Raw genomic sequence first — 17387 nt, 5'->3', positions numbered from 1 at the left:
GCCCATCAGGAGAGAGATATACACCCGTCCTCCTGACCTTTGCAAGGCAAGCCCACCAGCTGTGGGCTTGCCTTGCAAAATCCGTTAGGTCTATGCATCCTAACCCCATGGGCAAGCGCGGCTTTCCCCGGCGAGAACCGAGCCCCAAAGAGGTCCTTCTCCGCCCTCAAGAGGGCTTGCGCCTTCTTCAGGGTGGCGGGAACCCTCAGGATCCAGGAGAAGCCATCCAGGGCCCTGAGGTTCCCCCAGCTGTAGCTGGCCCCGTCCAGCACCACCACCTCCCCCAGGTCCAGGAACCCCCGGTACCGGGCCACCAGGGAAACCAACGCCTCCCGATCCGACGGGTTCCCATCCCCCGGGGCGTAAAGCAGGGGAATGCCCCCCCTGTCGGCGCAAACCAGGTTCACCACCCACCGCTTGAGGTCCGGCCAATGGTCACGGCTGTACCCGTGCACCACCCGAAGGGCCACAGGATGCTCCCCGGCCACCTCCCCCCGCCGCCTTGGCGATCTCCAGGAACACCTCCGTCACCCCGGCCTCGTACAGGGTGTCCAGCATCCGGCCCATGTGGTCATCGTTCAAGCGCTCCGGGGTGACCCCAGGGCCCAGGAGGTGCTCGGTGGGCTTGCCTTGGAGGAAGTGTCCAAAGAGGTGGGGAGAGGCGACGAAGCCCAGGGCGTTCAGGACGGCGGCCTTGAGTGGAGACCTTCTCCCCCGGTCTAGGCCGTGCGGTCCATGATGCCCGCCACCAGGCCCAGGTGGGCCAGGTGGTAAACCTCTAAAGCGGGTGAGGGTTCCATCCCCAACAGTGGTGAGGGGGGTGCGGAATGTGGATTACCCACCTTACTGGTCCAAAATGATGAAGCACTCAACAGCTTGGGTCAGCAAAACGGCCAACTCCCTCAGCCCCTCAAAGCCACAAGGATGGGGCCTCGAGCCCTTATTACCATAAAAGGGCCTCCCCGCCTCACTATCAAGGCGGGGAGTTTTGCCTTTCCATCGTGGTGGGCGGCAGAGGATTTGAACCTCTGACCTCTCGCTTGTAAGGCGAGCGCTCTGACCAGCTGAGCTAGCCGCCCATGGTGACCCCAGGGGGAATCGAACCCCCGTTTCGGCCTTGAGAGGGCCGCGTCCTGACCGCTAGACGATGGGGCCCCACACCAGGCCCGGAAGCCCCTTCCAGGCCCGTTCACCCAGTCTAGGGCCTCCCCACCTGCCCTTCAAGCCCCCTCTACAATGGGGCCATGAAGATCTACACCAAAACCGGTGACACCGGGGAAACTGGCCTTTACGGGGCCGAGCGGGTGGTGAAGGCCCACCCCCGAGTGGAGGCCTACGGCACCGTGGACGAGGCCAACTCCGCCATCGGCCTGGCCCGGAGCCTCCTGCCCGGGGAGCACCTGGACCTGCAGGACCTGTTGGAGCGGGTGCAAAACGCCCTTTTTGACCTGGGGGCGGACCTGGCCACCCGCATGGGAAGCCCCTACGAGAAAAACATCGCCCGCATGGACGCCCGGGACGTGGAAGCCCTGGAAAAGGCCATTGACCGCTACATGGAGGAAAGCCCCCCTTTCACGGGCTTCATCCTGCCCGGGGGGCACCCCGCGGCCGCGGCCTTGCACCTGGCCCGCACCGTGGTGCGCCGGGCCGAGCGCAAGGTGGTGGCCCTAAGCCGGGAAGAGCCCGTGAACCCCGAGGCCATCCGCTACCTGAACCGGCTTTCCGACCTTCTCTTCGTCCTGGCCCGGGTGGTGAACGCCCGCACGGGGGTGCGGGAAGAAGCCTGGCTCGTCAAGAAGCGGCGTTAGGGCCAGGGCTTGCCGTAAACCCGCACCTCGGCCCCGGGGAAGGCAGTCTGCAAAAGTCCCTTTAGGAAGGAGGCAGCGGAGGGCAGAAGCCCGCCGCAGGGGCCCTCCATGTAGAGGAAGAGGTAGCGGGGGCGCCGGGGGGACTGGGAAAAGCCCAGGCACCCCTCGTACTCGGGGAAGTACTCGTAGAAAAGCTCCAAGAGGTCTTGCACCAGGTCCTTGGCCTCGGGCAAAGCCCCGATGGAGCTTTCCGGCTTCACCCAGAAGGTCATGGCCTTCATCCTCCTCCCATTATGGGCGTTGACGGGAAGTCAGGGTGTGATATCATATCGCTATATGATTGAAGTCATCCAGTTGACCAAGCGCTACCGCACCCACCGGGCGGTGGAGGGCCTATCCTTCCGGGTGAACCCCGGGGAGGTCTACGCCCTCCTGGGGCCCAACGGGGCGGGCAAGACCACCACCTTGCGGGTCCTGGCCACCTTGGTGAAGCCCACGGCGGGCACGGCCCGGGTGGCGGGGTTTGACGTGGGAGAAGCCCCCTTGGCGGTGCGCCAGCGCCTGGGCTTGGTGAACGGGGGGATGCGGGTCTACGACCGCCTCACCGGGCGGGAAGTCTTGACCTTTTTCGCCGGTTTTTACGGCCTTCAGGGCCAAGCCTTCCGCCAGGCCCTGGACTGGGTCGCGGGGCTTTTGGGGATGGAAGAGGCCCTGGACAAAAAGGTCATGGAGATGTCCACGGGCATGCGGCAGAAGGTGGTCATCGCCCGGGCCATCCTGCACCGCCCCCCCGTCCTCCTCCTGGACGAGGCCACGGCGGGGCTGGACGTCTTCGCCCGGCGGGCCCTTTTGGACTTCGTCAAGGCCTACCGGGACCTGGGGAACACCTTGGTCTACTCCACCCACGTGATGGCGGAGGCGGAGGAGGTGGCGGACCGGGTGGGCTTCTTGCACCAGGGCCGCCTGGTCTACGAGGGCACCAAGACCGAGGCCCTAGCCCTGGGCCAGGGAAGCCTGGAGCGGGCCTTCATCCAGGCGGTAAAGGAGGCGGCGTGAAGGGGATCTACCGCATCCTCTGGAAGGAGCTTGTCCAGGTCTTCCGGGACCGGAAGCTCGTCTTCTCCACCTTGGTGCTGCCCGTGCTCCTCATGCCCGTCTTCATGTTCGGTCCGAGCCTCCTCCTGAACCGCCTCATGCAAGGGGCGGCGGAAAAGCGGCAGGAGGTGGCAGTGGCAGGCCTCCCGGAAGAGGCGCTTTCGGCCCTGCGCCAGGCCAACCTGGCCCCCGTGGCCGTGGAGGACCCGGAAGGCGCGGTGCGGGAGGGAAACTACCCCGCCGGGGTCCTTTACCGGGAGGGCGTCTACCGCATCTACGCCCGCCTTTCCGGGGGGGTGACGGAGGGCCGGGTGGTGGCGGGCAAGGTGCAAAGCGCCCTGCAGGCCCTCAAGGAGGCCAAGGTGGCCGAGGCCCTGGCGCGGCGGGGGGTGCCCGTGGAGGTGCTCCAACCCTTTCGGGTGGAGGTTCTGGACGCCTCCCCCGAGCGGGAACGGGCCGGGGGGCTTTTGGGGTTCCTCCTCCCCTTTTTCCTGGTGGTCTTCGTCCTTTCCGGGGGGCAGGTGGTGGCGGTGGACGCCACGGCAGGGGAGAAGGAAAAGGGGACCCTCGAGGCCCTCCTGATGGCCCCCGTGCCCCTATGGCAGATCGCCTTGGGCAAAACCCTGGCCACGGTGGTCATGGCCCTCCTTTCCGGGGTGGCGGGGCTTTTGGGCCTAGCCTTGGGCGGGGCCTTGGCCGCCCGCTATGGCGGGGGGATCCTGACGGAAACGGGCCAGGTGCTGGACCTGGGCGGGCGGGTGGTCCTGGATGGGGCGAGCTTCGTGGCCCTTTTCCTCTCTGCTTCCCTCCTCGCCCTCTTCATGGGGGCGGTGATGGTGGGCCTCGGGCTTTACGCCAGGAGCTACAAGGAAGCGCAAAGCTACCTGGCCCCCTTGCAACTCGTCGCCCTCTTGCCCCTCCTTTTCCTGCAGTTTAGGGGCTTCTTGGAGCTGGAGACGTGGCACCACCTCCTTCCCCTTTTCAACGTGGCCCTCCTCATGGACGCCCTCCTCAAGGGAACCGCCACCCCCGCGCAGGCCGCTTTGGCCTGGGGGTCCACCTTGGTTTACGCCGCCTTGGCCCTGGGCTTTTCCGTACGGGTCTTCGCCCGGGAAGAGGTGGTGTTCCGGAACTAGAAAGGAGCAAAGATGCGTGAGGTCAAGGAGTTTCCGGCGTGGCGGGTTAGCGGCTTCTTGGGTCTTTTCCTCCTCCTCCTGGCCCTCCTGTGGTTCGGGTGGGCGGGGTACGGCTTGGTGCGGGAGCGGGAGCTCGCCTACCTTTGGCACCTCCTTCCCGCTCTCCTCACAAGCGGCCTCCTTCTGGCCGGCCTCTTCACCCTGCAGCCCAACGAGGGAGCGGTCCTGGTCTTCCTGGGGCGCTACGTGGGGAGCGTGCGGGAGGAGGGCTTCCACTTCGCCAACCCCCTGGCCGCAAGGCGGCGGGTTTCCCTGAGGGTCCACAACTTCACCTCGGACCGGCTCAAGGTGAACGACGCCCAAGGCAACCCTATTGAGATCGCCGCCGTGGTGGTCTGGCGGGTGGTGGACACGGCCAAGGCCCTATTCCAGGTGGAAAACTACGAAGCCTTCGTGGCCATCCAGGCGGAGGCGGCCATCCGCGCCCTGGCGAGCCGCTACCCGTACGATGCCGAGGGGCGCTCCCTTAGGGGCAACCCCGAGGAGGTGGCCGAGGAGCTCAAGGCCGAGGTGGAGGAGCGGCTACGGGTGGCGGGGGTGGAGGTCCTGGAGGCCCGGATCACCCACCTGGCCTACGCCCCCGAGGTGGCCCAGGCCATGCTTCGGCGGCAGCAGGCCCTGGCGGTGATCGCGGCGCGGAAGCTCATCGTGGAAGCGGCGGTGGACATGGTGAAGGAGGCCTTGGCGGGCCTCGAGGCCCATGGCCTGGGCCTGGACGAGGAACGCCGGGCGGCCATGGTGAACAACCTCATGGTGGCCCTGGTGGCCGAGGCCCAGGCCCAGCCCGTGGTGAACGTGGGCACCTTGTACACCTGAAGGAGCGGGGTGAAGGAGGAGAAGAAGCGGTTTTTGTTGCGCCTGGACCCGAGGCTCTACCGGGTCTTGGAAAAGTGGGCCCAGGACGAGCTCAGGAGCGTGAATGCCCAGATAGAGTACCTCCTGAAGGAGGCGGCCAAGAAGGCGGGGAGGTGGGAGGATGCGGATGGAGGCGAAACGGGAGGCGAACCCTAGGCGGCTTCGCCCGGTGGAGGCCAGGCGGGTAGAAGGGGCCTTGCTTCCCAAGGACGGGAGGGAGCTTTTGCCAAACCCTTTGGACCCCACCCGGTGGACGCCATGAAGGCCATCTACTGGGTCTACGGGCTTTCCTGGGGGCTTTTCCTCGCCTATTACCTCCTTGGGGGCAGGTGGGGGAGCCCCTCTTGGGAAAACGCCGTCTTCGGGTTCCTCTACATGTGGGTCCCCGGGCTTGTGGCCCTTTATTTCGCCCGAAGGGAAGGCCTGAGGCTTCCCCTCTCCCCTAGGCCCAACCGCTACTGGCTTTTCGCTTGGCTGTTCCCCGTGGGCCTCACCCTCCTCTCCCTCCCCTTAAGCCTCCCCTTTGGGGCCTGGAAGGGCTTGAAGGGCCTCCTCCCCCCGGAGGCCCCGGCGCTTCCGGAAGCCGCCCTTTGGGCCCTTCTTCTCCTCCAAGGGCTCCTGGCCGGGGCCACGGTGAACCTCTTGGCCGCCTTGGGGGAGGAGCTTTTTTGGCGGGGCTACCTCTGGGAAAAGCTCCGGGAGCGGGGCTTCTGGCCCGCCAGCCTGGAGATCGGCTTTTATTGGGGTCTCTGGCACGCCCCCTTGGTCCTCGCCGGGCACAACTACCCCAAAGAGCCCCTTCTGGGCGTCCCCATGACGATCCTCTTCACCCTCCTCCTCACCCCGGCCCTCCTCCACGTGCGGGAGAAGGGGGGATCCATCCTGGCGGCGGCCCTCCTCCACGGCACGCTAAACGCCGTGGCGGGGCTTTCCTTGGTGGCGGTGGAAAGGACGCACGACCTCCTGATAGGGGTGGTGGGGCTCCCCGGGTTCTTTCTCATGGCCCTCTTCAACCTCTGGCTTAGGAGGCGGGTATAGTCAGGAGGATGCGCTTTTTGGTGCTCACCGGGCTGTCCGGGGCGGGGAAGACCACGGCCAAGGGGTTTTTGGAAGACCAGGGCTACTTCATGGTGGACAACCTCCCCCCAAGCCTCTGGAAACCCCTTCTGGAGGAGCTTTCCGCCCGAGGGATGGAGCGGGCTGGGGTGGTGCTGGACGCCCGGGCTCTCCCCTTCTTCGCCGAGCTGGAAGGGGCCTTGGCGGAGCTTAGACCGGTGGTGGTCTTCCTCGAGGCCCGCCCCGAGGTGCTCCTAAGGCGCTACAACCTCACCCGCCGCCTCCACCCCCTGGGGGCGGGGAACCTCATGCGGGAGATAGAGGAGGAGCGGAAGGCCTTAGGGGGCCTCAGGGGCCTAGCCCACCTGGTCCTGGACACCTCCGACCTCTCCCCTCGGGCCCTCAAGGAAGCCCTGGTGCGCTTCTTGGGGGAGGAAGCGGGCTTTACCTTGCGCCTCCTCTCCTTCGGCTTTAAGTGGGGGCCGCCTTCGGAGGCGGACCTGGTCCTGGACGTGCGCCCCTTTCCCAACCCCCACTACGACCCCGCCCTCAAGCCCAAAAGCGGCCTGGACCCCGAGGTGAAGGCCTACGTCTTCCGGGAGGACCTGGAGGCCTACTACCGCGCCCTCCTCACCGTGGCGGGCTTGGCGGCGGAGGGAGCGAGGGCGGAGGGGCGGGCCTTCTACACCGTGGCCGTGGGCTGCACGGGGGGGAGGCACCGGAGCGTGGCGGTGGCGGAGCGGCTGGCGGAGGAGCTCTCCGGGCGCTTCCGCGTGGAGGTGACCCACCGGGATGTGGAAAAGGAGGCTTAGCCCCCCCTCCTTGCGCTGGCTTTACCCGGGGATGCGGGTGAAGCGCTTCGCCCTCCTCGCCCTCCTCGGGGTCCTCCTCTTCGGGGTGGGGCTCGCCGAGCTCCTGCCCACCTTGGGCCTCGGGGGCCCCTGGCCCTGGGGCCTCCTTTTCGGGGGGCTTCTGCTGGCCGTCCTAGGAATATGGGCCATGAACCGGAGCATGCTCGCCGCCCTCACCGAGCCCGAGGAGGTGCCGGAGAGGGTCTACGTGCGCCGACGGCTGGAACGGGGCCCCAAGGTGGTGGCCTTCGGCGGGGGGACGGGGCTTTCCCGGGTGCTCAGGGGGCTTAAGGAGCACACCGTCCACACCACCGCCCTTGTGGCGGTGACGGACGACGGGGGCTCCACGGGGCGGCTTCGCCTCTCCTACGGCCTGCCGGCGGTGGGGGATTTGGTGGACTGCTTGGCCGCTCTCTCCGACCACCCCGCCCTGCCCGAGCTCCTCGCCCACCGCTTTGACCGGGGGGAGCTTAAGGGGCACACCTTCGGCAACCTCTTCCTGGTGACCCTCTTTGAGGCCTCGGAGGACTTCGCCGAGGCGGTGCGGGAGGCCAACGCCATCCTGAACCTGAGGGGCCAGGTCCTCCCCGCCACCCCCGAGGCGGTGCGCCTGAAGGCCCGCTTCCAGGACGGGGGGGAGGTGGTGGGGGAGGTGGCCATCCGGGAAAGGCGGGGGCGGATCCGGGAGGTCTTCCTGGAACCCGAACCCGAGGCGGTGATGCCGGAGGCCCTGGAGGCCATCGCCCGGGCGGAGCTTTTGGTCCTGGGCCCGGGAAGCCTCTACACCAGCGTGATCCCAAGCTTCCTGCCCAAGCCCCTTCAGAAGGCGGTGCAGCAGGCCAAGGCTCCCTTGGTCTACGTGGCGAACCTCATGACCGAGCCCGGGGAGACGGACGGCTACACCGCCTACGAGCACTACAAGGCCGTGGCCCACCACCTGGGGCGGAGGCCCGAGGTGGTCCTGGTGCACACCGCCCCCATCCCGGAGGAGGTGCTGAAGCGCTACGCCGCCGAGGGGCGCCACCCCGTGACCTTTGACCCCCGGCCCTTCGCCGCCGATGGGGTGCGGGTCCTCACGGGGGACTTCCGCGAGGAGGGCCCCTTGGCCCAACACGACCCCAAGAAGGTGGTCCAAGCCCTCCTGGGCCTGGTATAAAGGTGGGCGTGCTTTTCCTCTTCCAAGACCCCTTGGGCGACGACCAGGGCCTGGCCTACCTCTACCCCCGGGCAGCCCTTTTCCGGGAGGCGGGGGAGGGGTACGCCGACCTCCTGGCGGTGGCGGGGGAGGACAGGGGGGAACTGGTCCTCAAGGTGCGCCTCGCCCGCTACCCTAACCCCCTGGAAGGCCCCCTGGGCTTCAGCCTGGCCACGGTGGTCCTCTGGCTGGACACGGAAAAAGGGGGCGAGGAGACCCTCCTCCCAGGCCTCACCACCCCCCAAGGGGAGGGGTGGGAAGTGGCCTACGTCCTCACGGGCTTCGGGGCGGAGAAGCGCACCCCGGGGGGCGGGCGGGAGGCGGTGCGGGCTTGGCGGGAAGGGGAATGGGTGGCCTTGGGCACGGGGCTTCCCCCGGGGCGGTACGGGGTTTACGGGGCGGTGGGGCTTTTTGACCCCTTCGCCCCCTGGTACCTGCGGCCTGCGGGCGGGGAAGGGGGGCCCTGGACCCTGGGCGCCCCCCCAGGAAGCCCCCCGGTGGTGGACCTTCTGGCGGAAAGGCCCTTGGACCAGGTGGAGGCCTACCAGAAGGGGGTTCTCAAGCCCCTTCGGCCCCAGGGCTTCGCCCTGAGGTGGGAAAGCCTCCTGGCCTTTGCCCTGGGAGGGGTTTCCCTCCTCCTCGCCTTTCTCCTTCGGCGCTAAAGGGGCCTCAGGTCCTCCAAGAGAAGCCACCCCACCCCGGGGGGAAGGGCCTCGAGGCAGGCTCCTAAGAGCCTCGCCGCCTCCTCCGCCACGGGCCTTAGCGCCTCAGGGGGGTCCTCCGTGAGGAGGAGGAGGGTGAGCTGGTGAAAGCGCTGGGTGTGGGTGGGGGTGCCGTCCTCAAAGAAGGGGAGGGGTGGGGGGACCTCGTCCAGGAGGAGCCTCGCCCCCAGGACCTCCTCGGGGAGGAGGGCCTTCAGGTCCAAGGAGGCCTCCTTGGGGTGCCAGAGGTATCCCTGGAAGAGCCGAACCGCCTGCACAGGCTAATCGTAAAGGTAAAAGCGGGGAAGGCGGCGGGAGAGGTGGACCGCCACCTCGTAGGGGATGGTGCCCCGGGCCTCGGCCCAGGCCAGGAGCCCCGTGGGGCCGAAGTCGGGGGAGAGGACCTCAAAGACCGCCTCCAGGCCCACGGGCCCGGGGAGGAGGACCGTGGTCTGGTCCATGGAGATCCGCCCCGCCACGGGGCAAAGAGCCCCGGAAGGCCCCCGCACCCAGGCCACCGCCCCCCGGGGAAGGCCGTCGGCGTAGCCCACGGGCAGGGTGGCGAGCCACTCCCCCCCTCGGGCCACATACTCTCCCCCGTAGCCCACCCGGTCCCCCGCCTTCAGGCGCTTCACCAGGGTGGGCCGGGCGAGGAGGCGGAGGATGGGCTTCAGGCCGAAGCCGGGGACGAGGCCGTAGAGGGCGAGCCCCACCCGCACGTTCTCCCCGCCGTGGAGGAGGAGGCCCAAGGAGTTTTCCAGGTGGTAAAAGTACCCCTCCCCAAGGGCCTTCCGCACCTCCTGGAAGCGGCGGCGCTGCACCTCCACGAAGGCAGCATCCTCCCCCGCGGTGGCCAGGTGGCTGTAGACCCCCTCCACCCGGATGCCCAAGGCCTCCACCGCCCTTAGGGCAGGGAGGGCCTCCTCCCAGGGGAAGCCCACCCGGTTCATCCCGGTGTCCACCTTGAGGTGGGCCCGGGGCGTGAGCCCCAGGGCCCTTGCCCGCCCCGCCAGGGCCCTTGCGGCCTCGAGGGTGGAAAGGGTAGGCGTGAGGCCCCACCTAAGGGCCTCCTCCGCCTCCAAGGGGTGGAGGCTTCCCAGGAGGAGGACCTCCCCCTCCACGCCCCCCTCCCGCAGGGCCCGCCCCTCCCCCACCGCGGCCACCGCCACCCGCCGCGCCCCCTTCTGGAAAAGGAAGCGGGCCAGGGGCAAGGCCCCGTGGCCGTAGGCGTCCGCCTTGAGGACGGGGATCACCTCCCCCTTTGCCCTTGCGGAAAGGAAGCGCCAGTTGGCCCAAAGGGCCTTTAGGTCCACCTCCATCCAGGCCCTTGCCTCCACAAGGGCCATGTTAATCCTCCAAAAGCCCCACGAAGCGGTGGGGGTCGGGGTCCAGCTTAAAGCGGCGGCGGTCCAGGCGGGAGAGAAGCTCGGCGAGCCGCTCCGTGCTCCCCTTCAGGAGGAGGTGAAAGACGTATAGCCCCTTCACCCGGGGCACGGGGGCCGGGGCGGGCCCCAGCACCTCCCCCTCCCGGGCCACCCCCTTTAGGGCCTCCAGGAGGGCGTAGGCCTCCGCCAAGGCCCGCTCCTCCTTGCGGTGGGCCACCTCCAGCTTCACCATGCGCACCTTGGGCGGGTAGTCCAGGGCCTCCCGCAGGGCCTTCTCCGCCCAGGGGAAGGCCTCCACGCTCCCCTCCAGGAGGGCTTCGTGGGCGGGGTGGTCGGGGTGGTAGGTCTGGAGGGCAAGGAGGGGTCTCCTGCCGGGGCGGAGCTCGGTGAGGGCCCAAAGGAGGCGGTGGTACCGCTCCGCCGCCCGGAAGTCCGCCTCCAGCAAAAACCCCTCGGCGTAGGGCAGGAGGACGAGGGCGAGCTCGGGGAGGACGGGACCCCTGAGGAGGGCCGTGGTCCCCACCACCACCCCCGGAGCCCCTTGGAGGAGGGGAGTAAGGTCGTCCCGGGCGTCCTTGGCGTAGCGGTAGACGGGAAGGCTAAGCTTATGCCGCAACACTTCCTGGAGCCACTCCAGCCCAGGGCCCTTGGGCTCCAGGAGGGTGGAGCCGCACACGGGGCAGAGGGCGGGGGGAGCCTCCTCGTGGCCGCACTGGTGGCAAAGAAGCCTCCCCTTCCCCCCCTTGTGGTAGCGCAAGGGGAGGGCGCAGTCGGGGCAGGTGGGCTTGTAGCCGCAGTCGGCGCAGAGGAGGAGGGCGCTATACCCCTTGCGGGCGGCGAGGACCAGGGCCTGCCGGCCCTTTTCCTCCACCTGCCTGAGGAGCGCCCAAGCCCGCCCCGTGAGGGGGAAGCCCTTCTCCCGCCTCAGGTCCAAGAGGAGCAGGCGCGGCTTGGGCACGGGAAAGGTGAGGCCCGGCCGCTCCAAGACCTCCACCGCAGGCACCAGGGAAAGGTAGGTGAGGGGCACCCCCAAAAGCCTCGCCCTAAGCTCCGCCAAGGGGGGGATGAAGGCCCGGGTGCCGGAGGGGAGCTTGTAGCTTTCGCTTCCCTCCTCCACCACCACCAAGGAGGCGGGGGTGAAGGGGAGGAGGAGCCCGGGGTAGGTGGCGAAGACGACCCCGCCCGGCCTCCTAAAAAACGCCTCCCGCTCCCAAAGGGGAAGCCCCCCGTGGTAGGGCTTGGCCTCGGGGAAGTATTCCAAGAATTTCTCCAGGAGGCTCACCTCGGGGAAGAGGACCAGGTGGTTCCCCTCGGCCAAAAGCCCCTTCAGGAGGCGCACCCGCTCCCCAAGCCGCCCCCCGTTCACCCGCCCGGGCCGCTCGGGGAGGAATAGAGGCGCCACGTCCTTCCCTTCCCGAGAGGGGGGAAGGGGAGGGCCGTAGCCCACATACCCCTCGGCCAGAAGCCGCTTCACCCGCCCCACCCCCACCCCTGCCACCCGGGCCAGGGCCGAGAGGCTTTCCGCCTGGCCGAGGGAGTGAAGGGTCTGGAGCACCCGGTTGAGCTCCGGGTCGGGGTGAGCCTCCTTGAGGGGCCTTAAGACCCTCTTTCCCTCCGTGAAGGCCACCTCCTCCTCCAAAAGCCCGGCCTCCCGTAAGGGGTCCAAAAGCTTCGGGTCAAACCCCTTGGCGTCTTGCCAGGAGGTTAGGGCCTCGAGGCCCTTGGGCAGCAGGCCCGGGTCCGCCCCCGGGTAGAGCCGCACCCGGTGGCGCACCTCGGGGAAGGGGGGAAGGAGGTCGGCCAGGACCTGGCCCAGGGGGGCGAAGAGGTAGCGGGCGGCCTCCTCCAGGAAGAGGATCTCCTCCGGGCGCAGGTAAGGGCCCTGGTCCAGGTAGGCGATGGCGTGGCGGAGGGCGTGGGAGGGCCTTCCCCCCTCCCCCACCACCACCCCAAGCCGCACCTCCCCCCGCCAGGGCACCGCCACCCGCCGCCCCAAGGCCTCCTCCCCCTCGGCCCCCAGGGGGGGCAGGTAGCTCATGGGGGGAAGAGGAAGGGGCAAGGCCACCTCTAGGACCCGCATATGGGCCTAGCATAAGGGGGATGCGCCTGGCCGTCCTCCTCTCCGGCGTGGCCCTTTACAGCGCCCTCTACGCCGTGGTCCCCCTCCTACCCCTTTTGGAAAGGCTCCACCACGCCCCCCCGGGGGCGGCGGGGCCGGGCATGGGGCTTCCCCTCCTCCTTTTGGTCCTCCTCTCCCCCCTGGTGCCCCGCTTCCCCTGGCCGGCGGGCGCCCTCCTGGGCGGGGGGCTTCTCCTGGTGGGCCTGGGCGGGATTTTGGGGGCCTTGAGCCCAAGCCTCTTCCTCTGGACCCTCTTCCGCCTCCTCCAAGGGGTGGGGGCGGCCTTGGTGCCCGCCTTGGCCATCGCCCTGGTGCCCCTCCTCTACCCCCAGCGGGCCTTGGAGATGGCGGGGCTTTACATGGCGGGCAACGTCCTCGGAGGGGGGTTGGGCCGGGTCCTGGCGGGGCTTTTGGCGGAGGGGCTTGGGGTGCGGGGGGCCCTCCTTCTCCTCTCCCTCCCCGCCCTTCTCCTGGGCCTTCTCGTCCTCCGGGCCCCCGCCGCCCTTCCCCCCCTGGGAAGGCCCCGGTACGACCTAACGGCCTTCCCCCTCTACGCCGTGGGGGCTATTCTCCTCTTTCTGAACCTCTTCCTCGCCAACCTACTCCCCTACCGCCTCCTGGAATGGGGCTACGGCCCCGGGCAGGTGGGTTTGGTCTACTTGGCCTACCTCTGCGGCATCCCGGGAAGCGCCCTTTCCGGCGTCTTGGCCCGGCGGTTTGGGGCGGTGGCCACCTTCCGCCTGGCCTTCGCCTTGGCCTTAGGGGGGATGGGGCTTCTCTTCCTCCCCCCGCCCCACCTGGTCCTGGGCTTCGTCCTCCTGATGGCCGCCCTCTTCACCGCCCAAAGCCTGGCCTCGGGGGCGGCGGGGCGAAGGGGGGCGGGGGTGAGCGGGACCTACGTGGCGAGCTTCTACTTGGGCGGGACCCTGGCGGGCCTCCTCTACCCCTTTTTTCTTCACAACTTTCCCCTGGCGGTGGGGGTGGGGATGGCCCTGGGCGCCTTGGCCTTTCTCCTGGCCCCCGTGCGCTAGATTGGCCCTATGGAGCTCCACGCCGCCGACCAGTACCTGGTGGCCGAGGCCGGAACGGACCTTCTCGCCATCCACGAAGCCCTCCGGGGCACGGGCCTCCACCCCCCCTTTCCCCCGGTGGAGCTTCCCGGGGGGGTGGGGGGGCTCGTGGCCCGGGGAGGCTTCGCCCAGAACTTTTTCTTCCCCGCGGAGGTCCTGGGCCTCACCTTCCGCACCCCCAAGGGCCGGGTGGTGCGGGCCGGGGGGGTGGTGGTGAAGAACGTCCAGGGGTACGACCTGGTGCGCCCCTTTGTGGGAAGCTTCGGCCTTCTGGGCGAGGCCCTCGAGGTGGTCTTCCGCCTGCGGCCGGGGCGGGCCTCCCGCTTCCTGCGCCGCCCCTTCCTTGGGGCGTTCCCCGAGCTTTCCCCCGAGCCCCGCTTCCTCTTCGCCCTGAAGGAAGGAGAGGCTTGGTGGCTTTACGCCTACCACTTCGGCCCCGAGGGGGAGGTGGCCCGCTTCGCCGCGGCCTTCGGGGGGGAGGAGGCGGGGCCTTTGGACCTGCGTCCCCTTTTCCCCCGGGGGATGGGCGTTGGGGAAGGCCCCCTAAGGGACCTTCGCTTCCCCTGGCAAGACGGGGGCGGGGCCCCGGAGGCCCCGGCCCTTTTCCGAAGGCTCGCCGCCTCCCTTTAGGCCCTTTCGGGGTATTCTCTAAGGGATGCGGGAGCTGGAAGAAGCCTTGGCCGCCATCCGCGAGGCAGAGAGCCTCGAGGCCCTCAAAACCCTAAAAGCCCGCTACCTGGGCAAAAAAGGCCTCGTCACCGAGGCCCTGAAGGCCCTGGCCCACCTGCCCCTGGAGGAGAAGAAGCGGCGGGGGCAGGAGCTCAACGCCCTCAAGGAGGCCCTGGAAAAGGCCCTGGAGGACCGGGCGCGGGAGCTGGAAGAAGCGGCGCTCCAGGAGGCCCTGGAGCGGGAGCGGCTGGACGTTTCCTTGCCGGGGGTGCGCCTCTTTTCGGGGGGGCTTCACCCCATCACCCTCATGGAGCGGGAGCTCGTGGCCATCTTCCAGGCCCTGGGCTACGAGGCGGTGGAGGGCCCCGAGGTGGAAAGCGAGCGCTTCAACTTTGACGCCCTAAATATCCCCGAACACCACCCGGCGCGGGACATGTGGGACACCTTCTGGCTGGAGGGAGCCTACCGGGTGCCGGGTCCCTTGGGGGAGGAGGCGGAGGGGAAGCTCCTCTTGCGCACCCACACCTCCCCCATGCAGGTGCGCTACATGGTGGCCCACACTCCCCCCTTCCGCATCGTGGTGCCGGGGCGGGTCTTCCGCTTTGAGCAGACGGACGCCACCCACGAGGCGGTCTTCCACCAGTTGGAGGGGCTGGTGGTGGGGGAAGGCATCACCATGGCCCACCTGAAGGGGGCCATCTTTGAGCTGGCCCAGGCCCTTTACGGCCCCGAGGCTAGGGTGCGCTTCCAACCCGTCTACTTCCCCTTCGTGGAACCCGGGGCCCAGTTCGCCATCTGGTGGCCGGAGGGGAGGAAATGGCTGGAGCTCGGGGGTGCGGGGATGGTCCACCCCAAGGTCTTCCAGGCGGTGGACGCCCACCGGAAGCGCCTGGGCCTCCCCCCGGCCTACCATGGGGTCACGGGCTTCGCCTTCGGGCTCGGCATAGAGAGGCTCGCCATGCTCCGCTTTGGTATCCCGGACATCCGCTACTTCTTTGGAGGAAGGCTTAAGTTCCTGGAGCAGTTCAGGGGGATCCTATGAGGGTGCCCTTCTCCTGGCTTAAGGAATACGTGCCGGAGCTGGAAAGCCCGGAGGTCCTGGAAGAGCGCCTGGCGGGGCTGGGCTTTGAAACGGACCAGATAGAGCGCATCTTCCGCATCCCCAAGGAGGTGGTCTTCGCCCGGGTGCTGGAGGCAAGCCCCATCCCCGGCACCGGGCTCAAGCGCCTGGTGCTGGATGCGGGAAGGGTGGTGGAGGTGGTCTCGGGGGCGGGAAACGCCCGGGCGGGCATCGGCGTGGCCCTGGCCCTCCCTGGGGCGGAGGTGGGGGGGATGCGCATCGGGGAGCGGACCATCCAGGGAGTGGTCTCCCACGGCATGGCCCTCTCCCCCAAGGAGCTCGGGGTGGGGGAGTATGGCGGGGGGCTTCTGGAATTCCCCCAAGACGCCCTTCCCCCCGGCACCCCCTTGGCGGAGGCTTGGCCCGAGGAGGTGGTGTTGGACCTCGAGGTCACCCCCAACCGCCCCGACGCCCTGGGGCTTCTGGGCCTGGCCTACGACCTCCACGCCCTGGGCTACGCCCTAAAGGCGCCCGAGGTGGACCTGAGGACCGAGGCGGTGCCCATCCCCTTTGGCCTCAGGGTGGAGGACCCGGAGGGTGCCCCCCACTTCACCCTGGGCTACGCCTTCGGGCTTCGGGTGGGGCCAAGCCCCCTTTGGCTGCAAAGGGCGCTTTTCGCCGCGGGGATGCGGCCCATCAGCAACGTGGTGGACATCACCAACTACGTGATGCTGGAACGGGCCCAGCCCATGCACGCCTTTGACCTGCGCTTCCTGGGGGAGGGCATCCTGGTGCGGCGGGCCCGGCCCGGGGAGCGGCTTCGCACCCTGGACGGGGTGGAGCGCACTCTCCATCCCGAGGACCTGGTCATCGCCAGCTACCGGGGAGAGGAGAGCTTCCCCGTGGGCCTTGCCGGGGTCATGGGCGGGGCGGAAAGCGAGGTGCGGGAGGACACGGAAGCCATCGCCCTGGAGGTGGCCCAGTTTGATCCCATTTCCATCCGTAAAACCGCCCGCCGCCACGCCCTCCGCACCGAGGCCAGCTACCGCTTTGAGCGCGGGGTGGACCCCTTGGGGCAAATCCCCGCCCAGCGGCGGGCCTTAAGCCTCCTCCAGGCCCTGGCGGGGGCCAAGGTGGCGGAGGGCATCCTGGAAGCGGGGAACCCCACCCCGCCCAAGCCCATCCGCTTCCGCCCGGACTATGCCAACCGCCTCCTGGGCACCGCCTACCCGGAAGGGGAGCAGCTCGCCATCCTGAAGCGCCTGGGTTGCCTTGTGGAGGGGGAAGGCCCCTACCAGGTCACCCCGCCCAGCCGCAGGCTGGACCTCACCCTGGAGGAGGACCTGGTGGAGGAGGTGGCCCGCATCCAAGGGTACGAGACCATTCCCCTCGCCCTTCCCGCCTTCTTCCCCGCCCCCGACAACCGGGGGGTGGGCAGGCCCTACCAAAAGGAGCGCCGCCTCCGGGAGCTTTTGGCGGGGCTGGGCTTCCAGGAGGTCTACACCTATAGCTTCGCCGACCCCGAGGAGGCCCCCCGCTTCCGCCTCTTTCCACCCCCCCTGCGGCTCCTAAACCCCTTGAGCCCCGAGCGGGCCGCCTTGCGCACCCATCTCTTCCCGGGCCTCCTTAAGGTCCTCAAGGAAAACCTGGCCCTGGACAAGCCGGAAAGGGCCCTCCTCTTTGAAGTAGGCCGGGTTTACGGGGTGGAAGGAGGGATGGTGCGGGAGGAAACGCACCTGGCGGGCCTCCTCTTCGGCGAAGGGGTGGGGCTTCCCTTTGGGGAGAAGCTTTCCGGCTACCCCCTCCTAAAGGGGCTTTTGGAAACCCTCTTCGCCCGGCTCGGCCTGGCCTTCCAGGTGGAGGCCCACCCCTACCCCTTCCTCCACCCCGGGGTTTCGGGCCGCCTTTGGGTGGAGGGGGAGGAACGGGGGTTTTTGGGGGAGGTCCACCCCGAGGTGCTAAGGGGGTTAGAGCTCCCCCGGGTATGGGTCTTTGAGCTCCGCCTGCCCCTTCCCGAGAAGGCCTTCCGCTTCCAGGACCCCTCCCGCTACCCCCTGGCCCTCCGGGACCTGGCGGTGGTGGTGCCCGAGGCCACGCCCTACGCCGAGGTGGAAGGGCTCCTCAAGGAAGCGGCGGGGCCCCATTTGGAAAGCCTCGCCCTCTTTGACCTTTACCAGGGGGCGCCCCTCAAGCCCGGCACCAAGAGCCTCGCCTTCCACCTCCGCTTCCGCCACCCCGAGCGCACCCTCACCGACGAGGAGGTGGATGCGGCCATGGCCCGGGTCTTCCAGGCGGTGCGGGAGCGGGGCTGGGAGATCAGGGGGTAA

At 68.8% G+C, this 17387-nt stretch carries 18 protein-coding genes, 2 tRNA genes and 1 pseudogene; 14 read left to right on the top strand and 7 right to left on the bottom strand.

The features are described from left to right. Nucleotides 1-158: 158 nt before the first annotated feature. From L0D17_RS03905 to L0D17_RS03895, 3 genes and pseudogenes are all read right to left on the bottom strand, one after another. A pseudogene (locus L0D17_RS03905) lies at nucleotides 159-800 on the bottom strand (DUF4277 domain-containing protein); the annotation flags it as partial. Nucleotides 801-1002: 202 nt separating this feature from the next. Then, nucleotides 1003-1079, bottom strand: a tRNA-Val gene (locus L0D17_RS03900). A 1-nt stretch (nucleotide 1080) separates the two neighbouring features. Beyond that, nucleotides 1081-1155 (bottom strand) — tRNA-Glu (locus L0D17_RS03895). Between the two features lie 89 nt (nucleotides 1156-1244). On the opposite strand from L0D17_RS03895, the gene L0D17_RS03890 reads away from it, so the two are divergent. Next, the gene (locus L0D17_RS03890; protein WP_243093999.1) at nucleotides 1245-1808 is read left to right on the top strand and encodes a cob(I)yrinic acid a,c-diamide adenosyltransferase; all 564 of its coding nucleotides are present in this window, start codon (nucleotides 1245-1247) and stop codon (nucleotides 1806-1808) included. On the opposite strand, the gene L0D17_RS03885 is transcribed toward L0D17_RS03890, so the two are convergent. Continuing rightward, nucleotides 1805-2089, bottom strand: a complete 285-nt coding sequence (locus L0D17_RS03885; protein WP_243093998.1) for a hypothetical protein — start codon at nucleotides 2087-2089, stop codon at nucleotides 1805-1807. The two genes, L0D17_RS03890 and L0D17_RS03885, sit on opposite strands and share 4 nt — an antisense overlap. 55 nt (nucleotides 2090-2144) lie before the next feature. Here L0D17_RS03885 and L0D17_RS03880 point away from each other — a divergent pair, with 55 nt between their 5' ends. Genes L0D17_RS03880 through L0D17_RS03845 form a run of 9 tightly spaced genes read left to right on the top strand, consistent with a single transcriptional unit; the run spans nucleotide 2145 to nucleotide 8718 of the window. Beyond that, on the top strand, nucleotides 2145-2864 hold the full coding sequence (locus L0D17_RS03880; protein ID WP_243093997.1) for an ATP-binding cassette domain-containing protein: 720 nt from the start codon (nucleotides 2145-2147) through the stop codon (nucleotides 2862-2864). Beyond that, a complete protein-coding gene (locus L0D17_RS03875; protein WP_243093996.1) occupies nucleotides 2861-4039 on the top strand; it encodes an ABC transporter permease in 1179 nt (392 codons plus the stop codon). The genes L0D17_RS03880 and L0D17_RS03875 overlap by 4 nt, the downstream gene beginning before the upstream one ends. 12 nt (nucleotides 4040-4051) lie before the next feature. Then, the gene (locus tag L0D17_RS03870) at nucleotides 4052-4915 is read left to right on the top strand and encodes an SPFH domain-containing protein (RefSeq protein ID WP_039460318.1); all 864 of its coding nucleotides are present in this window, start codon (nucleotides 4052-4054) and stop codon (nucleotides 4913-4915) included. A 9-nt stretch (nucleotides 4916-4924) separates the two neighbouring features. Then, the gene (locus tag L0D17_RS03865) at nucleotides 4925-5110 is read left to right on the top strand and encodes a type II toxin-antitoxin system antitoxin (protein WP_243093995.1); all 186 of its coding nucleotides are present in this window, start codon (nucleotides 4925-4927) and stop codon (nucleotides 5108-5110) included. Beyond that, nucleotides 5082-5216: a hypothetical protein gene (locus tag L0D17_RS13510; protein WP_255347468.1), complete on the top strand. Its 135-nt coding sequence runs from the start codon at nucleotides 5082-5084 to the stop codon at nucleotides 5214-5216. The genes L0D17_RS03865 and L0D17_RS13510 overlap by 29 nt, the downstream gene beginning before the upstream one ends. Beyond that, nucleotides 5213-5992, top strand: coding sequence for a CPBP family intramembrane glutamic endopeptidase (locus L0D17_RS03860; RefSeq protein ID WP_243093994.1), 780 nt, complete (start codon nucleotides 5213-5215; stop codon nucleotides 5990-5992). Before L0D17_RS13510 ends, L0D17_RS03860 begins: the two co-directional genes overlap by 4 nt. An 8-nt stretch (nucleotides 5993-6000) precedes the next feature. Beyond that, nucleotides 6001-6822, top strand: a complete 822-nt coding sequence (rapZ, locus tag L0D17_RS03855; RefSeq protein ID WP_243093993.1) for an RNase adapter RapZ — start codon at nucleotides 6001-6003, stop codon at nucleotides 6820-6822. Continuing rightward, nucleotides 6803-8017 (top strand): gluconeogenesis factor YvcK family protein, encoded by a 1215-nt coding sequence (locus tag L0D17_RS03850; RefSeq protein WP_243093990.1) that lies wholly within the window; start codon nucleotides 6803-6805, stop codon nucleotides 8015-8017. Before rapZ ends, L0D17_RS03850 begins: the two co-directional genes overlap by 20 nt. Nucleotides 8018-8025: 8 nt before the next feature. Continuing rightward, nucleotides 8026-8718 carry a glucodextranase DOMON-like domain-containing protein gene (locus tag L0D17_RS03845; RefSeq protein WP_243093988.1) on the top strand — a complete coding sequence of 231 codons (693 nt, stop codon included), beginning with the start codon at nucleotides 8026-8028 and terminating at the stop codon, nucleotides 8716-8718. Here L0D17_RS03845 and L0D17_RS03840 read toward each other — a convergent pair. Genes L0D17_RS03840 through L0D17_RS03830 form a run of 3 tightly spaced genes read right to left on the bottom strand, consistent with a single transcriptional unit; the run spans nucleotide 8715 to nucleotide 12222 of the window. Further along, nucleotides 8715-9035, bottom strand: a complete 321-nt coding sequence (locus tag L0D17_RS03840; RefSeq protein WP_039460312.1) for a DUF3208 domain-containing protein — start codon at nucleotides 9033-9035, stop codon at nucleotides 8715-8717. The two genes, L0D17_RS03845 and L0D17_RS03840, sit on opposite strands and share 4 nt — an antisense overlap. A gap of 3 nt (nucleotides 9036-9038) precedes the next feature. Continuing rightward, a complete protein-coding gene (alr, locus tag L0D17_RS03835; RefSeq protein ID WP_243093987.1) occupies nucleotides 9039-10103 on the bottom strand; it encodes an alanine racemase in 1065 nt (354 codons plus the stop codon). 1 nt (nucleotide 10104) lies between these two features. Next, on the bottom strand, nucleotides 10105-12222 hold the full coding sequence (locus L0D17_RS03830; RefSeq protein ID WP_243093985.1) for a primosomal protein N' family DNA-binding protein: 2118 nt from the start codon (nucleotides 12220-12222) through the stop codon (nucleotides 10105-10107). A gap of 20 nt (nucleotides 12223-12242) precedes the next feature. Here L0D17_RS03830 and L0D17_RS03825 point away from each other — a divergent pair, with 20 nt between their 5' ends. The 4 genes from L0D17_RS03825 to pheT are packed head-to-tail and all read left to right on the top strand — an operon-like array spanning nucleotide 12243 to nucleotide 17387. Beyond that, nucleotides 12243-13292, top strand: a complete 1050-nt coding sequence (locus L0D17_RS03825) for an MFS transporter (protein ID WP_243093983.1) — start codon at nucleotides 12243-12245, stop codon at nucleotides 13290-13292. Nucleotides 13293-13301: 9 nt separating this feature from the next. Next, entirely contained in the window at nucleotides 13302-13961 is a 660-nt protein-coding gene (locus L0D17_RS03820; protein ID WP_243093981.1) for a DUF5639 domain-containing protein, read from the top strand. A gap of 25 nt (nucleotides 13962-13986) precedes the next feature. Next, nucleotides 13987-15042: a phenylalanine--tRNA ligase subunit alpha gene (gene pheS, locus L0D17_RS03815; RefSeq protein WP_243093979.1), complete on the top strand. Its 1056-nt coding sequence runs from the start codon at nucleotides 13987-13989 to the stop codon at nucleotides 15040-15042. After that, on the top strand, nucleotides 15039-17387 hold the full coding sequence (pheT, locus tag L0D17_RS03810; RefSeq protein ID WP_243093977.1) for a phenylalanine--tRNA ligase subunit beta: 2349 nt from the start codon (nucleotides 15039-15041) through the stop codon (nucleotides 17385-17387). The genes pheS and pheT overlap by 4 nt, the downstream gene beginning before the upstream one ends.

It is taken from the genome of Thermus thalpophilus, from assembly GCF_022760915.1.
Lineage (GTDB): Bacteria > Deinococcota > Deinococci > Deinococcales > Thermaceae > Thermus > Thermus thalpophilus.
The sequence above is the reverse complement of the archived record's forward strand: the minus strand, read 5'-3'. Positions and strand labels throughout refer to the sequence as shown.